Source organism: Mesorhizobium sp. AA23, assembly GCF_001672435.1.
Classification (GTDB): Bacteria; Pseudomonadota; Alphaproteobacteria; order Rhizobiales; family Rhizobiaceae; genus Mesorhizobium.
Genome location: NZ_LYTP01000028.1, coordinates 174,839 through 194,915 on the forward strand (window position 1 = coordinate 174,839; position 20,077 = coordinate 194,915).

General features: G+C 64.1%; 13 protein-coding genes. 3 read left to right on the forward strand and 10 right to left on the reverse strand.

Going from position 1 to position 20,077, the window contains the following annotated elements; all coding sequences use genetic code 11:
* Nucleotides 1–15: 15 nt before the first annotated feature.
* From tssM (A9K66_RS20645) to tagH, 3 genes are all read right to left on the reverse strand, one after another.
* The gene (tssM, locus tag A9K66_RS20645; protein WP_197507501.1) at nt 16–3,546 is read right to left on the reverse strand and encodes a type VI secretion system membrane subunit TssM; all 3,531 of its coding nucleotides are present in this window, start codon (nt 3,544–3,546) and stop codon (nt 16–18) included.
* Nucleotides 3,547–3,571: 25 nt separating this feature from the next.
* A complete protein-coding gene (gene tssL, locus A9K66_RS20650; RefSeq protein WP_348626455.1) occupies nt 3,572–4,846 on the reverse strand; it encodes a type VI secretion system protein TssL, long form in 1,275 nt (424 codons plus the stop codon).
* Nucleotides 4,847–5,372: 526 nt separating this feature from the next.
* A complete protein-coding gene (tagH, locus tag A9K66_RS20655; RefSeq protein WP_067327574.1) occupies nt 5,373–6,455 on the reverse strand; it encodes a type VI secretion system-associated FHA domain protein TagH in 1,083 nt (360 codons plus the stop codon).
* Nucleotides 6,456–6,763: 308 nt separating this feature from the next.
* Here tagH and tssI point away from each other — a divergent pair, with 308 nt between their 5' ends.
* Genes tssI through A9K66_RS20670 form a run of 3 tightly spaced genes read left to right on the forward strand, consistent with a single transcriptional unit; the run spans nt 6,764 to nt 10,592 of the window.
* Nucleotides 6,764–9,091, forward strand: a complete 2,328-nt coding sequence (gene tssI, locus A9K66_RS20660) for a type VI secretion system tip protein TssI/VgrG (RefSeq protein WP_067327577.1) — start codon at nt 6,764–6,766, stop codon at nt 9,089–9,091.
* Nucleotides 9,092–9,099: 8 nt separating this feature from the next.
* Entirely contained in the window at nt 9,100–9,525 is a 426-nt protein-coding gene (locus A9K66_RS20665; RefSeq protein ID WP_067327580.1) for a DUF6484 domain-containing protein, read from the forward strand.
* Nucleotides 9,525–10,592 carry a HEAT repeat domain-containing protein gene (locus A9K66_RS20670; RefSeq protein ID WP_067327583.1) on the forward strand — a complete coding sequence of 356 codons (1,068 nt, stop codon included), beginning with the start codon at nt 9,525–9,527 and terminating at the stop codon, nt 10,590–10,592. Before A9K66_RS20665 ends, A9K66_RS20670 begins: the two co-directional genes overlap by 1 nt.
* A gap of 31 nt (nt 10,593–10,623) precedes the next feature.
* On the opposite strand, the gene A9K66_RS20675 is transcribed toward A9K66_RS20670, so the two are convergent.
* Genes A9K66_RS20675 through tssL (A9K66_RS20705) form a run of 7 tightly spaced genes read right to left on the reverse strand, consistent with a single transcriptional unit; the run spans nt 10,624 to nt 20,074 of the window.
* On the reverse strand, nt 10,624–11,499 hold the full coding sequence (locus A9K66_RS20675) for a hypothetical protein (RefSeq protein ID WP_156751109.1): 876 nt from the start codon (nt 11,497–11,499) through the stop codon (nt 10,624–10,626).
* 9 nt (nt 11,500–11,508) lie between these two features.
* The gene (locus A9K66_RS20680; protein WP_067327588.1) at nt 11,509–12,573 is read right to left on the reverse strand and encodes a DUF4150 domain-containing protein; all 1,065 of its coding nucleotides are present in this window, start codon (nt 12,571–12,573) and stop codon (nt 11,509–11,511) included.
* 11 nt (nt 12,574–12,584) lie between these two features.
* Nucleotides 12,585–13,592, reverse strand: coding sequence for a hypothetical protein (locus A9K66_RS20685; RefSeq protein WP_067327591.1), 1,008 nt, complete (start codon nt 13,590–13,592; stop codon nt 12,585–12,587).
* Nucleotides 13,589–14,677 (reverse strand): DUF2169 domain-containing protein, encoded by a 1,089-nt coding sequence (locus A9K66_RS20690; protein ID WP_067327595.1) that lies wholly within the window; start codon nt 14,675–14,677, stop codon nt 13,589–13,591. Before A9K66_RS20690 ends, A9K66_RS20685 begins: the two co-directional genes overlap by 4 nt.
* Nucleotides 14,677–15,216, reverse strand: coding sequence for a type VI secretion system-associated protein TagF (gene tagF / locus A9K66_RS20695; RefSeq protein WP_067327598.1), 540 nt, complete (start codon nt 15,214–15,216; stop codon nt 14,677–14,679). The genes A9K66_RS20690 and tagF overlap by 1 nt, the downstream gene beginning before the upstream one ends.
* Nucleotides 15,198–18,740, reverse strand: coding sequence for a type VI secretion system membrane subunit TssM (gene tssM / locus A9K66_RS20700; RefSeq protein ID WP_067327601.1), 3,543 nt, complete (start codon nt 18,738–18,740; stop codon nt 15,198–15,200). The genes tagF and tssM (A9K66_RS20700) overlap by 19 nt, the downstream gene beginning before the upstream one ends.
* Nucleotides 18,740–20,074, reverse strand: coding sequence for a type VI secretion system protein TssL, long form (gene tssL, locus A9K66_RS20705; protein WP_067327605.1), 1,335 nt, complete (start codon nt 20,072–20,074; stop codon nt 18,740–18,742). Before tssL (A9K66_RS20705) ends, tssM (A9K66_RS20700) begins: the two co-directional genes overlap by 1 nt.
* Nucleotides 20,075–20,077: the final 3 nt, after the last annotated feature.

A 20,077-nucleotide genomic window follows, 5' to 3' on the forward strand; every position in this document is an offset into this window, starting at 1 on the left:
CATGACGGCGCCATCTCAGAATGCCTTCGGACAGCTGAACCCGGACAGCGCCGGGAGCAGGAAGGGATTGGCGCCAGAGCCGCTCTCCATCTTGTAGGCGACGTCGCGTCCGCCGATCACGAAGCGCGCCTCGGCACCGGCGCCGTTGGTGGTGACGCTCCCCTTGTCCAGCAGGCGCTTCAGAGCCCATGGCCCTTCGAATTTGAGGGCGGACTCGCGGCCGGGCATCTCCGGCGTCAGGCTGAGGCTCGCGGATCCGGAAGCGCCGCCGCCCGGCCATGTCACCGTGCTCGGCGCATTGCCGGCCTGCGTGCTTTGCACCGTCTGCCCATCTATGTTGAGCACCGCGCTATCTACCTCGCTGTTCAGCGAGGAGGGCGTGAAGGTGATCGAGACCGACGGCGCCGAACCGCCGGAGGGGAAGAAGGCGCTGCGGATTTCCGCCGCCGACTGGAACGCCTTCAAGGTCGATTTGGCGAGGTCGCGGCTGGAGCGGGCCTCCTGCTTCCAGGTCCAGTCCTGGCCTGTCATGTCGATCAGCGGCGCCAGGTTCTGCGCAAAGAACCGGTCCATCAGGCCGCCCGGTGCGAACAGCTTGGCGAAATCGGCAAGAGAGATTTCCTCGCTGCCGTCGCCGGCAAAGGGATAGTGGCCGTTGACGGCTTCCTCGCAGGGGCGCGTGACCGTCTCGTCGAGCATCTGGTTGAGGTTGGCTACCGAAGTCTCGGCGACATTGCCTTCGAACTCGTCCGCCGCCGCGTCGACCATGCGCGCGAGCTGCTTGGGCAGGCGCGAGGCATTGGCGCGCATCGTCGAAATCTGCAGCTTCAGGTTCGCGTTGACGCGCTCCGTCTGCGCGGGGACATCCGCTGCCAGCTTCACGCTCTGGTAGATGTCGTGGAAGTTTTGCGTCAGCGCATCGAGCGGGCGGCGACCGCTGGAGCCGCTCACCAGCGCTTGGAACGGCCTGAACTGCGCCTCGACGGTGGCGCCGGCATTCTGCGTGGCGGACGAGCTTGCCCCGGCGCGGCTCTGCGACTTGCCGCCGGCGATCTGCAGACCGATGCGGGCGAGACCCTTGGCCATAACGACCGGGTCCTGCTGCGCCGTTCCGGTGTCGCCTGCGAAGGCGGCGCCGTCTTTTGTCAGGGCGGTTTCATCGGCAATGGCCGTGAACAGCCGGTCCAGCGGCGAGTCCGGCGAGGCGGCGGCGGAGAGCGTGATATATTGCGGCTTGTCCTTCAGCATCGCCTTGAATTTCAATTGATCGAGCGCGCCGTTCCAGGCGGAGGCGAACTCCTTGCCGTAGCGATCGATGAGTTCGGGGCCGAGCCTGGGCAGGTCCTGATCGATGCCGCCCTGCTCGCCGCCGCCGCCGAGAACCCACTGGTCATCGACCAGCATTTGCGCGATGCGCGAGAGCTGCGGCAGGTAGAAACCGTTGAACCCCGCCTTGGTGTAGAGGCCGGGAACGCCAAGGTCGGCGAGCTCTGCGCCGTCCATGCGTTCGAACAGCAGCTGCGCCTCCGGACCGGCTTTGGCGGCAACGGAAAAATCCTGGAGCCTTGCCGCATAGACCGCCGATCTGATCAGCGCCGACGCGCGGTCGGCAAGGCTCATGCGTCCGAGCGAGCGTTGCGCGGCCTCGACCAGCGGCTGGTTGAGCTCGAACACCGGGTCGTAGGCATCGTCGAGCGCCAGCATGGCGCGCAGATGCTTTTCGAGCTGCGCGCGGCCTTCGCGGTTGTTCTCGCCGGGGTAGCGGTTTTCCTCCCAATCCTGCTTCATCCAGGAGACGATCAGCTCGTCGTCGACCTTGGGCGCCTTGCCGCCCAGCATCAGATAGATCTTCAACGGTTCGTAGAGCGCGATCGGGTCGGCCATCTTGGCCTGGATCGTGCGCTCCGCCTGAACCAGCAGACGCGAGCGGAAGCTACGCTCCAGCGCCTGCCGATAGGCGGATTTGGACGCCGACAGAAGCCTCTCCCGCTGGTTGAGCCCGAAACTCTCCTCGATCGGCTTCGTTTGGCCGGCGGTCTCATATCCCGCCGGCAGATTGCGCAGTTGATCGAGCGGGCCGATGACGTTTTCGAGGTCGACATCGGTAACTGTCGTGCTCCTGAGCAGCGAATCCGCGCCGTCCCGATACTGCGCCATGGCCTGTCTAGTGGAGCCGATCAGCGACTCGTTGGCAAAGTAGCTGAGGCCCAGCACGCCGAGCGCTGCAAAAGCCGCCAATGCGATCGCGGCGAGGCTGCCAAATCTGGCGAGCCTGGCGCGCCGCTCCGCTGTCCTGTCGAACGAGACCCAGCCGGCCTCGGGGAAGATCACCTTCGCCAGAAGATCATGCAGGAAGAAGCTCTTGCCGGTACCGGAAAGATGCGCCTGCGAAGCGCTGCCGAAATTGCGGCCGATCGCGCCCAGCACTTGGTCGATCGGTGTTCCTTCCTGCGTGCCCGACGAGAAATAGAGGCCGCGCAGGCTGACATTCACCTGGGCCCGCGAGGCATCGAAAAGGCTGGTGACGAACCACACGACGCGGGTTCGCAGCGCGGCGAACTGGGCCGGGAAGCCGAAGATCGCGATGCGCGCCACCGGATCGGCCTCGTCCTGCAGGCGGTCGGCGATCTCGTCCGCAAGCTGCCTGGCCAGCGCGTCGAACTCGGCCGAGGTTTCGCTGACCATGTTCCTGTTGCGGTCGGTGGTCTGGAACGTCGCACCCCAGACCTTGCGCCGGCGGACTTCATCGAAATCGCCGAAATAGTCCATGAAGCCGGCAACGAGGTCCGCCTTGGTGAAGAGCAGGTAGACCGGGAACTGGATCTTCAGCGTCTCGTGCAACTCCCGCAGCCGGCTTCGTATCTCGGTGACATGCGCATCGAGCTGCTGGTCGTCGAAGCCGATCAGATCGGCGACGCTGATGGCGAGGATCACGCCGTTGATCGGCTGCCGGGTGCGGTACTTCTTGAGCAGTCCAAGGAAGCCGAGCCAGCTCGCCTTGTCGCGCTCGGCATCCGAATCCTGCGTCGTGTAGCGGCCGGCCGTATCGATCAGCACGGCATCCTCGGTGAACCACCAGTCGCAGGACCGCGTGCCGCCGACCCCGGCCAGCGGCTGGGCATTGCCGGAGCGGGCAAGCGGAAATTTCAGCCCCGAATTGACCAGCGCCGTCGTCTTGCCGGCGCCCGGCGGGCCGATGATGATGTACCAGGGGATCTCATAGAGGAAGTTGCGCCTGCCGCTCGACTGCTTCAGGGTCGCGATGGCCTCGCTCATACGCGCTTCGAGCACCCCTGAATCGTCGTTGCGGTCGCCGCTGCGAACGATGCCCGTCTCAATCGCCTTCTGCGCCTTGCGCGCTTGCCAGAAGCGGATGCCGTAGAAGATTGCGAGCAGCGCGACGGCCACGCCGATGATCGTTGTCCGGAGCCAGACCGGTCCGAGCGGACGTGTATCGGCATACCGGATCAGCGGCCCGGCATACCAGACCGCAGCCGAGAAGCCGGCAAGCGCGAGCAGGCTGAACAGCCGCAGCACCCAGCGCATCAGTGCCGCTCCCCGCCGCGCGCGCTCACAACGTCTCCTCCTTCGGGATCATCACGTCGACGCGGCGGTTTTTGGCGCGGCCGTCCGCCGTCGCATTGTCGGCGATCGGTTCGTCCTCGCCCTTGCCGTCGACCGCGACCCGCGATGGGTCTTTGAGCTCGTTTGCCACCATTGACTGGACGGCTTTGGCGCGCGCGACGGAAAGATCGAAGTTCGATTTGAACTGGCTCGACTTCTTCGGCTTCACATTGTCGGTGTGGCCGACGATCCATATTGGTCCGGGCTCGGCATCGAGAGCCGTGGCGATGTCCGCGGCGATGGGCTGGAACTCCGGCTTCAGCTCGGCTTGCCCGGGCGTGAACAAGAGCTGGTTGCTGATTTCGACCACGATGAAGTTGCCCTTGGTGCCGACCGTCAGCCCGCCGCCGGCGATTTCGCTGGCGAGCGCGGCGCGTATGCGGTCGATCTGGGTTACGGTGGGAACGGCAGGCGGCGGCGGGGTGGCTTCCGGCGGAGCGGCTACAGCCGGCTCGGCAACCGGAGCGACGCTCGCGCGCTCGATGGTGACCGGCGTCGAGGGATTGAGCGCCAGCAATTCGACGGCTGTTGCGTCGCCCTCGTCGGTGATCAGGATCCGTAGCCCGAAGAAGGCCGCCGTCACCAGCGTCGCCGCGGCGGCCGCGACCGCCCATAGCGGCAACCGCGCCCGGGGCTTTGACAGCGCCGCCGCCATGCCTTGCCAATGGGGCGAGATGTCGTCCCCGGCGCGCGGTTGAAAATAGCGGATCGTGTCGTAGACGTCGCGCCGGACGCGTTCGAGCGCGTCCCGTTCGCCGACCCTCCCACGATACTGGCCCTCGAACCCGAGCGACAGGCAGGCATGCATCAGTTCGAGGAGGTCGTGATGACCCTCCGGCCGGGCCAGGATATTGTTCAGCGCTTCGTAGAAACCGGCTCCCCCGGTGGGCTTCGTGTGGAAGAACCGCGCCACCAGGCTGTGCCCGATCCAGCCCTCGTCCTTCGGCCAGGGCAGGTTGCCGACCAGATCGTCGGCGGTCTCGCATAGAGCAAATTTAGCAATCCGCGCGTCTTCCTCGGCGATGCCGGCTTTCGCCATCTCCCTCTCGAATGTCTCGATCGCTTCGGTGATGTGCTCTGCCAAAGGGGCCGCCTGCCGCTCGACCGGCATCAGCCGCAACTGGCTGAACAGCATCAGCAAGGGCGCCGCGGCCGCGAGGATTGGATTTGCCGCGGCGTATTTCACGCCATCCGCGGCGTTGAGCAGGATTTCCTGTTGCAACGCGGGCGCCGCCGCTGCAGCGGCAGCCCCGGGAACCGGGTTTTGAACGACCACGGTTCCGGAGGACCAGCCTGTCGGCATCCGCCGGCCGACGCCGGGGTCGAAAACCGTCGATTCCCTGGCGGGTGTCGCAGCGGGCTCAGCGCCAGCCGACGAGGAACTCGCGGGAGCCGCGGGCGAGCGTTGTCTAGGCCGTGGCGCTCGGATGACGGTCTTGTCCGCCGGCCGGGAGGGATCGTCCTTCGAACTCATCGTCGATCCACCGTCGTGGCGCGGCGAACATTTCCTTGACGGGGAATGAGGTCGGCTGCCGGCTTTTCATGCCGAGCTTTGGGGGCGGGCCGGATGGAAAGGCTCATCTCGCCGAAACATGACATTGCTGCACACGCCCCAAGCCACGCCGCTTTGCCCGCCAGGCAAGCTTCCGTACGTTATCCTAACCGTACAGGCAGCTGATTGAAATCGGAAAGCAGGATGCTCGAAGCAGCGCTTTCTTCTGTGAGACCCGTCACATAGCCCCGGTCTACTACTTCTGCTTGCTGGCCTTGGCGTAGGCTTCGCTGAAATAGGCCAGGAAGACGTCGAGCATGCCGTTTTCATGCTTCTCCTCCATCGTCCGCCAGGTGGCGACGAGGGCATCCCACGCCTGGCTCTTCTTGGATGAGAAGGAGGCCGGCGGCAGCTTCCTGGCGATGGCCTCCGGCGACAGGTCGTCGAGCAGCCTGGAAAGCGCTGCCTGCATGGCGGCGTAAGTTGCCAATTCATGCGTCTTGAGGTCCCGGAAGGCGTCCTCGACGCTGTGCGCGGCGTCGAGATAGCCGGTCCGGCGTTTGGCGAACATGATCTCCAGTATGTCGTCGGTGCCGGGAACGAATTTCAGCGGGTTGTTGTTTTCGGCGCCGATCATCGTGCGGTTAGCGTTCTTGGCCAGCACCTTGGCCGCCGCGCGCGCCTTGAGCAGCAGCGACAGTTGCTCGATGGTGGTCCTCAGCACGGTACCGATCTCGGCGGCCACCTCATGCGGATCGCGCGCTTGAAGCAGGTCGGGCGAAATGCCGGCCGCCTTCGCGATATCCTGCAGCAGCATATCGGTTCCCGCCGGCTGGCTACCCGGCTTCGCCGGCGCTGGGGGCGGCCGCAGCGCCGAAGATGTCGACGCCGCTCCCGTCCCGGGCCGCTGTTCCGTCCGACTGAAGAAGGGCTCTTTGCCGAGCTCCAGCGGTCTGCCCGTCGATGGCGGCAGCTCGCGTTGCGTCGACGCGGGCCGGGTTCGCGGATGGGCGGCGGCGGCGCCTTCCTCGTCAATTGATACCGCGACGACATAGCGGCCGATCAGCATCCGATCGCCATGCGCCAGCCGGTGCGGACCGGCCATGCGCTGGCTGGAGCCGTTGACGAAAGTGCCGTTGCGCGAGATGTCGTAAAGCCAGAAGCCGCCCGCCTGGAAGCGGACTTCGCAATGCCGGCCCGAAATGATCTTGTCCGGATCGGAAAGCGTCCAGTCGCAATTCTCGCGCCCGATCTCGAAACTGCGGTCGCGGGCGGCGTAGCTCGCGGCGGCGCCGGATGGCAGCCTGTCGACATTGCTGATCTGGAGCGAGATGAACATCCGGAAGCGTCGCCGAACTTGGTCAACAAATGCTTATTCTTCACGCAACTCCGAACGGAAAATCGCTATGCGGTGTTCCGGGAATTGCTCTGGCAGTCTAGCAGCTTGCGAGCGCGGCGGGAGAGGAGCGTTTCACACCGGCGCTTGGCGGGTTTAGCCACAGCTGTTGTTTGGCCGCCACCAAACATGTGCTAGGCTGAAAACGGTCCGGTGCGGTGGGTGCGAAAAGTTCCCGAACGTGATGCGGTTAACATAGCGGGGGCTTCAATCCATCATACTGGCGGCCGCGTCCAGGAGGGGCACGACCCATGCCGAACGAACGCGCCACGGTTGTGCAGACGCCCGTTGGCGGCGATGTGCTGACCTTCACCCATCTCGTCGGGCGCGACGAGATCAGCCGTTGTTTCGCCTATACGATCGGCTTCGTCTCCAAGAGCCATGACGTCGATCCGCTGAAGATGCTGGGCGGCGTCGTTTCGGTTGAGGGCGAATCCGATCCGAAACGCTGGTTCAGCGGTCTTGTGTCGGAATTCAAGCTCATCCGCATCGAGGACAGGATCGCTTTTTATGAGGCGATGGTCAGGCCATGGCTCTGGTTCCTCGGCAACACCACCGATTGCCGCATCTTTCAGAATATGACGGCGGTCGAGATCGTCGAGAAAATCTTCTCGAAATACGGCATCGCGAAATTCGAGAAGCGGCTGCAAGGGTCTTATCCGCAGCGCGAATATTGCGTCCAGTATGACGAAAGCGATCTGGATTTCGTGCAGCGGCTGCTTGAGCACGAGGGCATCTTCTATTTCTTCGAACATGACGAGGGCAAGCATACCCTGGTGCTCTGCGACGCGATGAGCAAGCTGAAGCCGGCACCCGGCTACGAGAAGGTGCTCTACAATTTCGAGGGCCAGGGCTCGCGGCGCGACGTCGAATACATCACCGAATGGATTCCAGGCAGCGCGGTGCGGCCGGGGGCCTATGCCCACACCGACTTTGATTTCGAGAAGCCCGGCGCGGATTTGATGGCGAAGTCCGCCCAGCCGTTCAGCCACAAGGAGGCCGCGGGCGAAAACTATCGCCAGCCCGGCGCGCATCTCGATGTCGGGCGAGGCGACACGATTGCGGGAATTCGCCGCGAGGAGCTTCAGGCCGTGCACCAGCGCAGCACGGCGGTGGGCACCGTGCGCGGCCTCTTCTCTGGCTGCAAGTTCAAGCTGGAAAGCTTTCCGCGCGACGACCAGAACCAGGACTATCTGGTGATCAGCGCCGAGTACCGGCTGTTCGATCCGGGCTACCGGACCCAGAACGAGGCCCATAGCGAGAATTTCAAGGTGGTGCTCGGCGTGGCGCCCACCAAATTGCCCTACCGGCCGCCGCGCATCACGCCGCGGCCGATCATGCGCGGTCCGCAGACGGCGACGGTGGTCGGCCCTTCGGGCGAAGAAATCTTCACCGACAAATATGCGCGCGTGAAGGTGCAGTTCCACTGGGACCGCCTCGGCAAGAAGGACCAGAACTCTTCCTGCTTCGTGCGCGTGTCGCAAACCTGGGCCGGCAGCGGCTGGGGTTTTATCCAGATTCCGCGCATCGGCCAGGAGGTGATCGTCGACTTCATCGAAGGCGACCCGGACCTGCCGATCATCACTGGCCGGGTCTACAACGCGTCGCAGATGCCGCCGTACGGGCTGCCGGGCAATGCGACGCAGTCGGGCTGGAAGTCGAACTCCTCGAAAGGCGGCGGCGGTTACAACGAGCTGATGTTCGAGGACAAGGCGGGCTCCGAGCTGGTCAATTTCCAGGCGCAGAAAGACCACCATCTGCTGATCAAGCACGACCGCAACAAGCTGGTCCAGCACGACCAGTCCGACCGCATCGACCACGACGCCAAGCACTCCGTCGGCCACAACCTCGACGAGGACGTCGGCAACAACAAGACGGTCAAGATCGGCGTCGACCAGACGACGAATATCGGGTCGAACGATACCGAAACGGTGGGCGCGAACCGCTCGCTGACGGTCCATGCGAATGAGACCATCCACATTGTTGCGAATTCGACGGAGAATATCGACGCCAACCACTCGCAGACGGTGGGGCTGGTGCAGACGGTGACGGTGGGTGCGGCGCGTGTCGATACGGTTGGGGCGGCTGAGACACGGACTGTCGGCGCGGCACAGATCAACACGATCGGAGCGACGCGGGCTGTCACCGTAGGCATCAGCCAGACCCACAGCATCGGGGCAAGCGATACCTGGACCATAGGCGCGGGACAGAACATCAGCATCGGCGCCGGACAGACGGTTGCGATCGCCGCGTCACAGGCGACCGACGTAGGCGCCTCACGCGCTGCCAACATCAAGTCGAACGACAGCACCGACGTCGGCGGCGGTTACATCCTGAAGGTAGCGAAGGGCAGCCTTACCGACGTGAAGGAGAATACCGGCATCAAGGTCGGTAAGAGCCTTTCAGTGGAAGCAGCCGACGACATTACCCTTAAGTGCGGCAGCTCCAAGATCGTGATGAAGAAGGACGGTACCATCATCATCGACGGCAAGGACATCACGGTGACGGGTTCAGGGAAAATCAACGTCAAGGCGTCGAGCGATGTCATCATCAAAGGCTCGAAGATCAACGAGAATTGAGGGACGTGATGGGCAGGGTCAAGAGCACGATCGATGGCGTTGTGATCGGAGTTTTCATGGGGTTCGGCGAAGAAGGCGTACCCCTCGTGGTCTTTGCCGGCAATCCCGAGGAAACGGCGCAGCCTGCGCGCAGCCTCAGCGAATTGTCTTCCGATATGGTCGGCAAGGCGGTGGCATTGCTTTTCCAGGAGGGCGATCCGCGCAAGCCGCTGATCGTCGGTCGCATCGTCGAGCCGGCGCGCAGGCCCGGCGTCGAGGTTATCAGCGATGGCAAGCGTGTACGCATCGTCGCCAATGACCGGCTCGAACTGCGTTGCGGCAAGGCATCCATCGTGATGGATAGTGATGGGCAGATCGTCATCCGCGGTACATACTTGGTCAGCCACTCCAGCGGGCCGAATTATATCCGTGGCGGCTCGATCAATCTGAACTGATGTCGCCCGTCGACAGCTTCCATCGCCCCCGCATCGCGAGCCTTGTGGTCAGGCAGCACGCGGAACTGGTAGCCTTTCTTTGGGTGCAGCGCGAGAGCCTTCTTGCGCAGGAGCCGCCCGCGGCGGTGGCGGCTAAGGATATCGACGACCGTATCGAAGCCAACATGGACGGACTGCGCATCGCAGGGCAGGCCGCGTGGCCGAGCTTGCACCAGCAACTGCAAGACTATCCTGACAGTGGGGAACTGTTTGCCTTTGCCTGGACCGCGATCGAGTTCAACGATCCAGTCAGGCTTTCAGAAGCGGTGGGGCATGCCCGCGAGCTGACACCGAGCCCGGACGGGTTCATCGGCGCGCTGCGGTGGCATGCGGCCGACCGAATCGGACCGCATGTGAGGGACTGGATCACCGATGCCGACGCCTTCAAGCGCTTTCTCGGCGTTTCTGCATGTCTGGCTCATTCGGTCGATCCAAAGAACCTGCTGCCGCGGCTAGCCCGCGATCCGGATCCCCGCGTTCGTGCGGCGGGCTTACAGCTGGTGGGCGTTCTAAAACGAACCGATCTTGCCGGCGAGGCGAACGCTGCGCTCAACGATTCCGACGAAGGTGCGCGATTCTGGTCGGCATGGTCGCTGGTTGAACTGGGTCATGCCCGGGCGGCGCAAAACGTATTGAGGGCAGCGGTTGAAACGCCGGGGAAAGACAGGCTGATAGCGCTCCGCGCCGCGATCAAGGGCGGGCCTGAAACGGAAGTTCGGGCATGGCTCGGCGGATTGATGCAGTCGCCCCAGACCGCCTCAATCGCGGTTCGCAGCATCGGCATGTTGGGCGATCGCGGCCGGCTTGGCTGGCTTGTTGAGAGGATGCGCGAGCCGCCGGTATCGATCGCAGCGGGCGCATCATTTGCGGAATTGTTTCCAGAAGCTCCCTGGGATGAGCTGTCTACCGCGGACGTGGCAGAGGTTGGCCCGGACTTCATCGACTACTTCAGCGACAGCATCGTACGGGTGCCGCTCGCCGATAAGGTTGCTGAATGGGGCAGAGCGGCCGGCGCCCTACGCGACTGAAACGACGTTGCAACTCTCATTTCCAGTCGGATCAGGCGCCGATGGGATGGCCGAAAAAATACCTCTGCCCCGGGACAAATCTTCTGACGTCGTCGCTATCGAGGAATGTCTCCAGTATTGCCGTCGCCTGAAGCGAATTGAGTTTGACCGGGCTGTCAAAGAAGGCGGCACAGTTCACGCCGGTGGCGGCCTCGAAGATGAGACGGTGCCGGTGGACGCGGCCTATTTCCGGCGCTGCGCCGCCCACCCGTTCGAGCAGTTGCCTTGCGAGCTTGACCACGTCGAAAACCTTGCCACCGAGGATGGGGGTATTGGGACCCGGAAGCTGGCCCAGCATCAGCGACAACGCGTCCTCTACCTTGGGAAAGTACTTCTCCCGATTGATGATGTGAACGGTATCTCGATCCTCGGATTCGATGGACTCGTCGGCGCCCCTGCTTATGGGTCCGTTGGTGTCCTCGAGCAGATACGACAACTCTCTCTCGACCTGATAGCGGGTCTCTTCGTCCGATGCGTCATTGTGTAGGGTCAGCAGCATCCGGATCGCGTCAGGGTCTAGCGTCAGGCCCAACGCCGTTGCCATGAAGTACTCCGATCCGGAGCCGTCCTTCTCGAAGGGCTTGAAGATGTCCTTCACAAAGCCAAGGGTACCGGCCAAGCCAGCCAGATTGGTGACCGCTCGCCAGACGAGATAGGCATCGCTGCCCTTCATGATCGCGGGAATGCGGCGCAACGCGGAAAAGTCGCCCAACTCGCAAGCCAGAAAGAGGCCTGCTATCTGTTCCCAGATTTCATCGCTTCCAAGCAACCGGGATGGATCATAAGAACGCAAATCGACTCCAGGAACATAAAATCCTATCGAAAGGGTCTTGAGAGTGGATTCTGGAACTTGAATGTGTTTCGACATTGTCAAGCCTTATGGAATGCAGTCGTTTACGTTCTCAAGAATAGACTGCGCGTCCTCAATCTCCTGGCATTCACCCGTATCCATGATATCCTGTGGACACACGTTTGATGGCTCGTTGCATCCGCCGGCCATGTGAGGTGTTAAGTGATTCAAGGAATGGTAGGACTTCTTCCCGGCGACAGCATTCGGCCCTCTTCTAATGGGTGAGCCTTTCCCCGTTTCCCAGGCAAGAATGCAGCCATCCTTCACTCCGGTCGCTTCAAAGGCGATCTTGGCTTCCTGCGCCGGTGTATTGACCCCCCCAGAGGTTCTCGCGCCCTTCGGAATGTCGAAGTACATCGCGCAGCCCTGATTGTCATTGTTGTGGACATTGGGACAAGCCGGTTTGCCGGCTTTCCGCAGTCGGCGATGCTTTGCTTTAAGTTGCAACATCCTCTTTAGCGTGGTTTCGTAAAGAGCCTTATTAGCAATCTGCGCGGCGTTCCCAGTTCTCATTTTCTTAATCTTGTTGGTCCAGAACGTCTTTTCCTTGACCACGGGATAGGCCTTGCCGGAAGGATCCTTCTGCCATTCGTGCAGCGGGCCACCGCAGCACGGGCAGTTCCCCGCCTTCGCGGCCGCCTTGGCAGCCTTTGCATTCAGCGTCTCGAGCGCCGGCGCCGGCGGCGTCGCGCCAACATAGGACGCATGGTTGCTCGTTGTGATGTCAAAATGCCGGCAGACGTTCTTGCCCTCGAACTTCACCGACATGCACCAGGCCTGAAAGTAGGTTTTGCCGGTGATCTGGTGGGTCACGACCGAAGATCCGAACGTGCGGGTGGCGGCCTCGTTTCCGAGCATCGGCTCCTTGTAGTAGGATTTCTGGGCCAGCGCTGCGGGCTTGCCGCCGATCAGCACAGTCTCGGAACCTTCCTTCAGATTGTTGGAGAACGACGTGTCCGGGTAGGGAACTGGGATGGGCCCGGCCGGTGGCGATGGCGGCGACAGGCAGACATCCGGAAACCGCGCGATCGACTTGTTCATGCCGTTGTTTCCGGCAATCTCCCATTTTTCCGCGAAGACGTTCTTGGTCATCTCTCTCGACCCTATGCGGTAACGATCGCCGCTGCGCGGCTACCAAACGTCGAACTGCCGTAGAGCACCGCGGAAGGCCCGGGCGCATAGCCGCGCCGGAAGGCTTGCTCGGCCCATGCGAACTGGATGGAACCCGCAGCCGCTCCGCAGTCGCCGATGCAACTCGCCGCCAGCCAGACCAGTTGTTGCGACCTGACTGTGCGCATCACCCGCATTTGCGCTAGCACCAGTTCTTCGAAAGCGTAGGATTCGCCGGCGACGTCGGACATGCGGAAGGCAACATCGTGAATCTCCACCCTGGCTTCCGCCAGGGCCGTCCGCAGCGCAGAGGCCAGGCCGTCCGCGCGGAACGGCTCCTCGTTGAGCACTGTCGCGGTCTCGCGCGCCAAGCCGAGGCCGTGCACCGTCACATGTGATTCAAGTAGCGGACGAGCGCTGACGACGGAGATGCTCGCCGCCTCGCCAGGAATGAGGCCATCCGTGATGATGCTCGTTTTGAGACGGCCCGCCCTGTCGAGCCAGCCGAGGGTGCGCGAATCGATGAGCGTATCCACGGCCAGGATGATACAGGCGGGAACTTTGCGTTCGGCGAGCAGCTTGCGCGCGTGCCAGACGCCGACGAAGGTGGACACGGCCCCTTCCGTCACATGCACGGAATGCGGTCCGACAAGAGATGCGCCATTGGGCAGCGCCAACCCGCCCACAATGCCGTTGAGGCGCGCGCCTGGAACCTTCGGTTCACGCGTGCACAAGATGATCGGCATCTCGCCCCAGGGCAGCCGGTCCGCCTGTTTTGGGTCGACCTGATCGGCGGCCAGGCGCGTCAGGGCAGCAACGCGATCGCGGCCGCGCATCGTCGCCGGCAGGGCATCTACTGACGCGCCACGTATTGGCTCGCCGTCGGCGTCGCGATAGGAAAGTTCGGCGAACGCCGCTATGTTTGCCCGCATAGCGGCCGCCGTACTCCCCGCCGAATAGCCGACCGGCGACACGAGGCTAAGGCAGGAAATGACCGTCATTTTAGGCGCCTTATCTCCTTAAGAGCGGCAACTGCGACTCCCAGCCCCGCATAGTGCGGCTTCTCGCCGTCGCGGGGGATGAGGTCGTTGCCGACTTGAACCTCCTCAAGTTTCACGAACTTGCGCGGCAGCTTCGTGCCTACCCGGCCCACCAGCACGATTCTGCGCTCGTGCGGAACGATGATGAGCGTATCAGGCACCATCGTCTTTCGTTCCAAATGGTCGTCGAACACGAAGCGCACCGGCACTGACAGTCTCGGCAGTTTTACCCCGAACCGACCTCTCTCGTTCATGCCGATGCAGCCGAAGATCATTCCCTCGCCCAATCTGTCGAGCCATTGGTCCTGGGGCGCCGCCTGAAAGTAGCGGTCGTCGAAATCCTGCGGCAGGAAGGGCAGCACGTTCTCCATCCAGTTTTTGTCGTAGGTGCCGGCATAGCGTGCGCGCTCCTTTGCAAAGCGCGGCACCGGGCCGAAACCGATGGGGCGCGGCCGGTCGTTCCAGATGCGCATCCGTGATTGCGGGTGCTCGATGCAGGGCAGGGGCGTCCCGTCAATACTGCCCTGGCCGACAAGATAGCCACTGCCAATCGGGTTGATTGCGTCGCTGCGTTGTTTCGCTGGATCAGGATCGGATCGGTCTGTGCCGCCGAAGGTAAGGTGCCATGCCAACGGCATCGAGGTGAAAGGGGTCGGCCGCGAAGCCTGGATGCCCAGCCCGCCTTTGAACCAACGCCTTTGGCCGGTAACCACCGCGCGCTTGTCTAATCCGGGGCCGACCAGGCGCACTTCGACCGCTTCCGCTTGCCTGCCTTGCGGGGCGACCGCCATCGCATCGAGCAGGACCTCACATTTGGGTTTGACCGGGGCAAAGTCGGTCTCAACGCGAATGGACGTGAATTCCGGATCGCCATAGTGAGTATCGGCGTAGACGAAAGGTGACTGCGTCTTGCTGAGTGTGCAGTTGCCTTGCTCATCGACATCGTATGTCGCGCGAATGACCGCGACGCAGAACTTCACGCAATGCTTATCCTGATAGGGAAAAGTTTCGGCAAGAAAAGGGGTGGTGTTCTGGCTGACGAACATCAGCTCGTCTCCCAACTGGCCACGAAGATCCGCTCCAGCGCCGGCTGCGGCGTCTGCGGATCGACGTCGAAGATATCCGTGCGCGCGGTCCACATGACGAGGTCGTCGATGACATCGCCATCCTCATCGACCGCCGGGGCAGGCAGGGCGCCCAGCGCGGCATCCAGTTCGTCGGGCGTCAGTTCGCCCCGTTGCGCGGCGAAGGCCGCTTCCTCGATGCGGTCGAACCAGGCATCCGAATAGGCCAGCCTGAGCGGCGCCTCGGCAAGCCGTGCGACTACGCTGAGCGGGAACTGTCGGCCGACCTTGTCGGCGCTCTGCACGATGACCCCGGCCGAGGCGCCGAACGAGGCGGGGCCGGCGAGAAAGCGCAAGGCAGTGTCCGTCTGCCACGCATCGTGGCCAAACAGCGGGACGATCTGCTGCGCCAGCCAGCGGTCCCAGACGCGCACGAAATCGCCCGGCAGCCGCCGCGTCACGAAATCGCCGGTGGCGGGCATCTTGCCGTAGAAGCCGGTGCTCATATCTGCGGCGGACATGTGAACTTCTTGAACATCTCGAGTGTGTAGGGGTTCTCGACGCTGGCCGCCTTGAGCTCGAAATCGGCATACATGCCTTTCGTGCCGAGGCGCAGGCTATAGACGTCGGAAAGGTTGGTTCCGGCGAACTTGCCGCCGCGCAGCATCCTCAGCCACGCCCAGCTGCCGGTCTCGTTGAGCATCACCTCGGGCGAGCCGTCGACCGGTTGGAAGGCGAGCGAGATCACGCCGGTGCCGTCCTTGCCGGGCCACGTCATCGGCTGCGGCCGGGTCGCGTTGTTGTAGTAGACGAGGTTCTGGCCATCGAGGTTGAGCGTCACCCGCGCCACGTTGGGCGACAGGTCCTTTGGCTCCAGCGTGAAGTTCATCACCGGGCCGGTGCCGCCGGGAAACAGGTCGTCGCGGATGTGCCGTGCCTGCTCGAACGCCGCCAGCGCGGCCGCGTCGAGGCCGAAATCGGCGCGCCATTTCCACGGCTGGCTGGCGGTGTCGACATAGTTGATCAGATGGTCGTTGATGAAGGCGTCGATCAGGCCGGCGGGGCCGAAGAGGCGCTGGAAGTCGCGCACATTGACGTCGACCGCGCTCTCCGGGCTGAACGGATAGCGGTTGTTGAGCGCAGCCTGGCAGAAGGGCAGGATGTCGGCGCGCCAGATGGCGTTGAGCTCGTTGGTGACCGCCTTCTGCGACAGGCCGCTGGTGTCGCCGGCAATCCCGCCCAGCCAGTCGTTGATCGGCGAAGGCAGGATCTGCGCCTGTCTAGCGACCGCCCCCGTCAGCTCGGCCAGGCCGCCCTGCTTCTTGATGGCGTCTTGCGGGTCGGGGTTGGCCGACACGGTCTGCAGCACATTGGACAGCGCCGTCAGCGCCACCACGGCTGCGTCGAGCGCCGGCGGCTGGCCGTCCACCTCGGCGATCGTGCCCTTGAGCGGCTTGAAATGTTCGGCCACCAGGCTGCCGGTCATGTCGACCTGCTCGGCCGAGCCCGCGCGCGGCAGTAATTTCGCTCCCGTCTTCACGACCTTGCCGAGTTTGCCGAGCTTGGAGAGCAGCTTCGAGCCGCTCTTGGCGGCGGCGCCGTTCTTGTTGTCAGCCGGCACTTCGTCGGAACGGGTGAGATCGAGTTCCTGCACGACGGCGGTGAGGAGGCGTTTCAGCGCGGAATCGGCGCTCGAAAGGTCCTTGAGATTTTCGCTTGCGACATTGAGGTCGGTCAGCGGCGCCAGCCGCATGTCGCGCAGGAAGCTGTCCCACTGCGAAATGTAGTCGTCGTAGTAGAGCTTCAGAATGTCCTCGGACAGCGCCGAGACCGAGGTCTCGGCATTCTCCGAGCAGCCGCCGGCAAACACCGCGCGATCAAGCGCCGCCTGCGCCGCCACGTCCTCGACGCGATCGAGAACGGCGTCGTGGAAGCCGGCATAGGTGTAGGCGCCGGGAACGCCGACGCGCAGCGTCTTGGCGGAGCGGCGCGCGAACACTTTGGCGCCGTTCGGGCCGGCGAAATTGGCCGGCACCCATTCCTTTACCGCTGCCACTTCCGGATCCGCGAGCAACTGCTTGTAGGCGCGCTCCGGCAGCGAGATGGTGCACACCGTCTTCAGCGCCTCGGCCACCAGCTCCTTGTCCGGGGCGATGTAGCTGTCGTCAACCGCCATGCGGCGGATCGCGGCAAGCTGGTGCTGTTCGGCGTCGGCGGTCGGGAAGGGCGGCGCGGGCGCGAATTCCGGCAGACTGTTCACCCACCAGTTCTGCACGAAGTCGGTGTCCATCTGCGACAGGCCGGTCATCATGCGATAGGTCTTCAGCGCGCCGAGCATGAAATCCGGATCGCGGATCTGCCGCCACATCGTGGCTTCGAGCAGCGCCACCATATGCGGCTCGAGCACGTTGCGCAGCGCGTGGTCGTAAGTGTCGGTCTGGGCGCGCACGAGCTCGGCCGAAGCGGTCGGGCCGAGCAAATTGTGGACAGCATCCGGCGGTGCGGTGCGTGCCGTCGCCACCGTGTCCATCGCGGCCAGCGCCCCATCCATCGTCGGCTGCTCCACCGAAGCCGGCGTGGCGGAGACGTCGGTGAGCGGCGCCTGCAGCGCCTCGAACTGGCCGGCCTGCTCGGTGATCGCATTGCGGTTGTCGAGATAGGACCAGGTGAACAGCCCGCCCGCCAGAAGGGCGGCAAGCGCGCAAGCCGCAGCCGCGCCGCGCCAGATCCAGGCGCGGCGGCGCTGCGCTAACGGGTCGAAGGTGCCGAGACCCGCTTCCTTGAAGATGACCTCGGTCAGGAGATTGCGCAGGAAGAAGCTGCGCTTCTCGACGCGCGGCGCCAGCATCGCGCGACGCGGCGGCAGCCCGAAGGAGGAGGACAGCGCCGCCGTCAGCCGGTCGATCGGCGCGCCTTCCTGTGTCGCCGAGGTCAGATAGAGGCCGCGCAGCCAGGCGGCTTCCTCGTAGCGGCTTTCGCCGAACATTGCCTCGATCAGCACCTGGATCGGCTCGGAGAGGCTGGCGAGCTGGGCCGGGAAACGGAAGATTTCCGCGCGCGATCCGAGCTTGTCCTCGTCCTCCAGACGCGGCACCAGCCGCCGCTCCAGCTCCGTGGCAAGCGCGGCGAGCTCTCTTTCGACGGTCTTGGCATCGATCCGGGCATCGAGCGGAAAGGTCGTCCCCCATACCTGCTCGCGGGCGGCGGTCGAGAGACCGCCGAAGAAGGCCTCGAACCCCTTGATCAGGTCGGCCTTGGTCAGCATCAGGTAGACGGGAAGGCGGATTTCGAGGCGGTCGTTCAGCTCCGCCAGCCGGCGGCGGATCTTGCGGCCATGCGCCTTGATGGCTTCGTCCCCTTCCGAAAGCGCATCGATCGACAGCGCGACGATGACGCCGTTGAGCGCGCGGCGGCCACGATGCTTCTTGAGAAGATCGAGGAAACCCAGCCATTCCGTCGCGTCGACATCCGGCTGGCTCTCCTGTTGGACATAACGGCCGGCGGTGTCGATCAGCACCGCATTCTCCGAGAAGAACCAGTCGCAGTTGCGCGTGCCGCCGACGCCCTGCAGATCGTCGGTGAGATCGATCGGGAAGTTGAGGCCTGACTGTCGCAGCGCCGTGGTCTTGCCCGTGGCCGGCGGTCCGACGATGACATACCAAGGCATCTCGCGCAGGAATTTGCGGCCGCCGAGCTTGCGTCGCTTGAGCTCCGCCATCACCTCGCCGAATTTGGCGCCGACCGCGGCAACGCTTTCCTCGCCAGGAGTGAGCTGCTTTTCCGTCACGGGCGCGGCGATCTCGGCGACGAACATGCGGTTGGCGCGGATCGCGCGGCGCTGCGCGATGATCAGCCAGATCAGCCACAGGATGATCAGCCCGGCGATGATGGCGATGCGCACATTGTCGGAATCGAACGGCGCATACGGGCCGACCTGGACGATCGGGCCGAACACCCAGATCAGCAGGGAAAGCAGCGCGATGCCGATCAGCGTCCAAAGGAAGCGCGAAGTGAGAACCGCCCAGAGGAAGCGCAGGATGAACATCAGAGCCTCTTCTCGACCAGGACCTCGACGCGGCGGTTGAGCGCGCGGCCCTCGCGCGTCGAGTTGTCGGCCACCGGATCGGTCTCGGCGCGGCCTTCCGAATGAATGCGCTCCTGCGGGACGCCGGCCTGCACCAGAAGGTTGGCTATGGTCTCGGCGCGCGCTTCCGACAGCCGCTGGTTCGACGAAAGCGGGTTCGATTTCTGCAGGCGCACATTGTCGGTGTGGCCGACCACCGTGACGTTCCCGATCAGTTCCTGATTGGCGAGGATCACCTTGGCGATCGATTCGATTAGAGGCTCATAGCCCTGCGTGAGTGTTGGCCGCGCCGACTGGAACAGTTCGGGATTGGAAGACTGGATGACGAGCTTGGCCAGCGACACGCTCTCGGTCCCGCTCAGCGCCCGCTTGAGACCATCCGGTGCCTCGGCCTTGAATTCAGGCAGCAGCGCAAAATCGACCGGTTCCGGCTGCGGCGCCTCGGGTTCGGGCGCGTCGACCTTGGGCGCGGCGCGGGTGACGTCGCCCCGCGAGGGCGGCGGCAAAGCGCGGACCAGGGCGGAGAGCTCGACCGCCTGGCTGCTCAGCCCCATCGACAGGCCGACATAAGCAGCGGCGGCGATGACCACGGCCGCCAGCGCCATCACCCAGATCGGTACGATGAAGCGCTGCGGCTCGTCCGAGGCGATCACGCCCTTCCAGTTCGGCGACAGCGGCGCATCTTCGGCGTCGGCATTGCGCAGGAAGCGCGCCGCCGCCACGCGAACGGCATTGAGCGAGCGGTCGCCGGCGCGGCCAGGCACGCGATATTTGCCGCGGAAGCCGAGCGCCAGGCAATAATATTGCAACTCCAGCATTTCGCGGTCGCGGTTCGGATGCCTCTCCAGTTCGTCGAGCCGCGAGAAGAACTGCGTGCCGGCATCGACGTCGCCGCGCAGCATCACCACCAACGGCTGGCGTGGCCAGGCGCTGGCGCCCCCCCAGGGCGTGTTGAGCGCGAGGTCGTCGAGCAAGGCCGCCACCGCCCAGGCGGCCTGATCGGCCCGCTCCAGCGACGAGCCCGCGGCCATCGCGGCGTCGCGTGCGCGCACGAGCTCCTCGAGCAGGCGCGTGCGCAGCACTTCCGGGTTCTCTGGCGCCAGCGCGCTTTCCAGCTCCGGCGCGAATTCGAGCAGCGGCGCGAAGCTATTGATCAGCACATTGGGATGGGCGCGCGCGCGCTTCACCGGCGCGCCCGGCGCCAGCGGCGCCATCGGCCGGGGCGAAGCGCCCGTCAGCCTGATGCGCGTGCGTTCGCGATCCTCCGACAGTCCGAAAGGATCATCCCGGCTCATGGC

Bases quoted from the DNA above. Each gene is read 5' to 3' on its own strand.
- tssM (WP_197507501.1), bottom strand. From the start codon at position 3,546: ATGCGCTGGGTGCTGCGGCTGTTCAGCCTGCTCGCGCTTGCCGGCTTC.
- tagH (WP_067327574.1), bottom strand. From the start codon at position 6,455: ATGTTCATCTCGCTCCAGATCAGCAATGTCGACAGGCTGCCATCCGGC.
- tssI (WP_067327577.1), top strand. From the start codon at position 6,764: ATGCCGAACGAACGCGCCACGGTTGTGCAGACGCCCGTTGGCGGCGAT.
- A9K66_RS20665 (WP_067327580.1), top strand. From the start codon at position 9,100: ATGGGCAGGGTCAAGAGCACGATCGATGGCGTTGTGATCGGAGTTTTC.
- A9K66_RS20670 (WP_067327583.1), top strand. From the start codon at position 9,525: ATGTCGCCCGTCGACAGCTTCCATCGCCCCCGCATCGCGAGCCTTGTG.
- A9K66_RS20675 (WP_156751109.1), bottom strand. From the start codon at position 11,499: ATGTCGAAACACATTCAAGTTCCAGAATCCACTCTCAAGACCCTTTCG.
- A9K66_RS20680 (WP_067327588.1), bottom strand. From the start codon at position 12,573: ATGACCAAGAACGTCTTCGCGGAAAAATGGGAGATTGCCGGAAACAAC.
- A9K66_RS20685 (WP_067327591.1), bottom strand. From the start codon at position 13,592: ATGACGGTCATTTCCTGCCTTAGCCTCGTGTCGCCGGTCGGCTATTCG.
- A9K66_RS20690 (WP_067327595.1), bottom strand. From the start codon at position 14,677: ATGTTCGTCAGCCAGAACACCACCCCTTTTCTTGCCGAAACTTTTCCC.
- tagF (WP_067327598.1), bottom strand. From the start codon at position 15,216: ATGTCCGCCGCAGATATGAGCACCGGCTTCTACGGCAAGATGCCCGCC.
- tssM (WP_067327601.1), bottom strand. From the start codon at position 18,740: ATGTTCATCCTGCGCTTCCTCTGGGCGGTTCTCACTTCGCGCTTCCTT.
- tssL (WP_067327605.1), bottom strand. From the start codon at position 20,074: ATGAGCCGGGATGATCCTTTCGGACTGTCGGAGGATCGCGAACGCACG.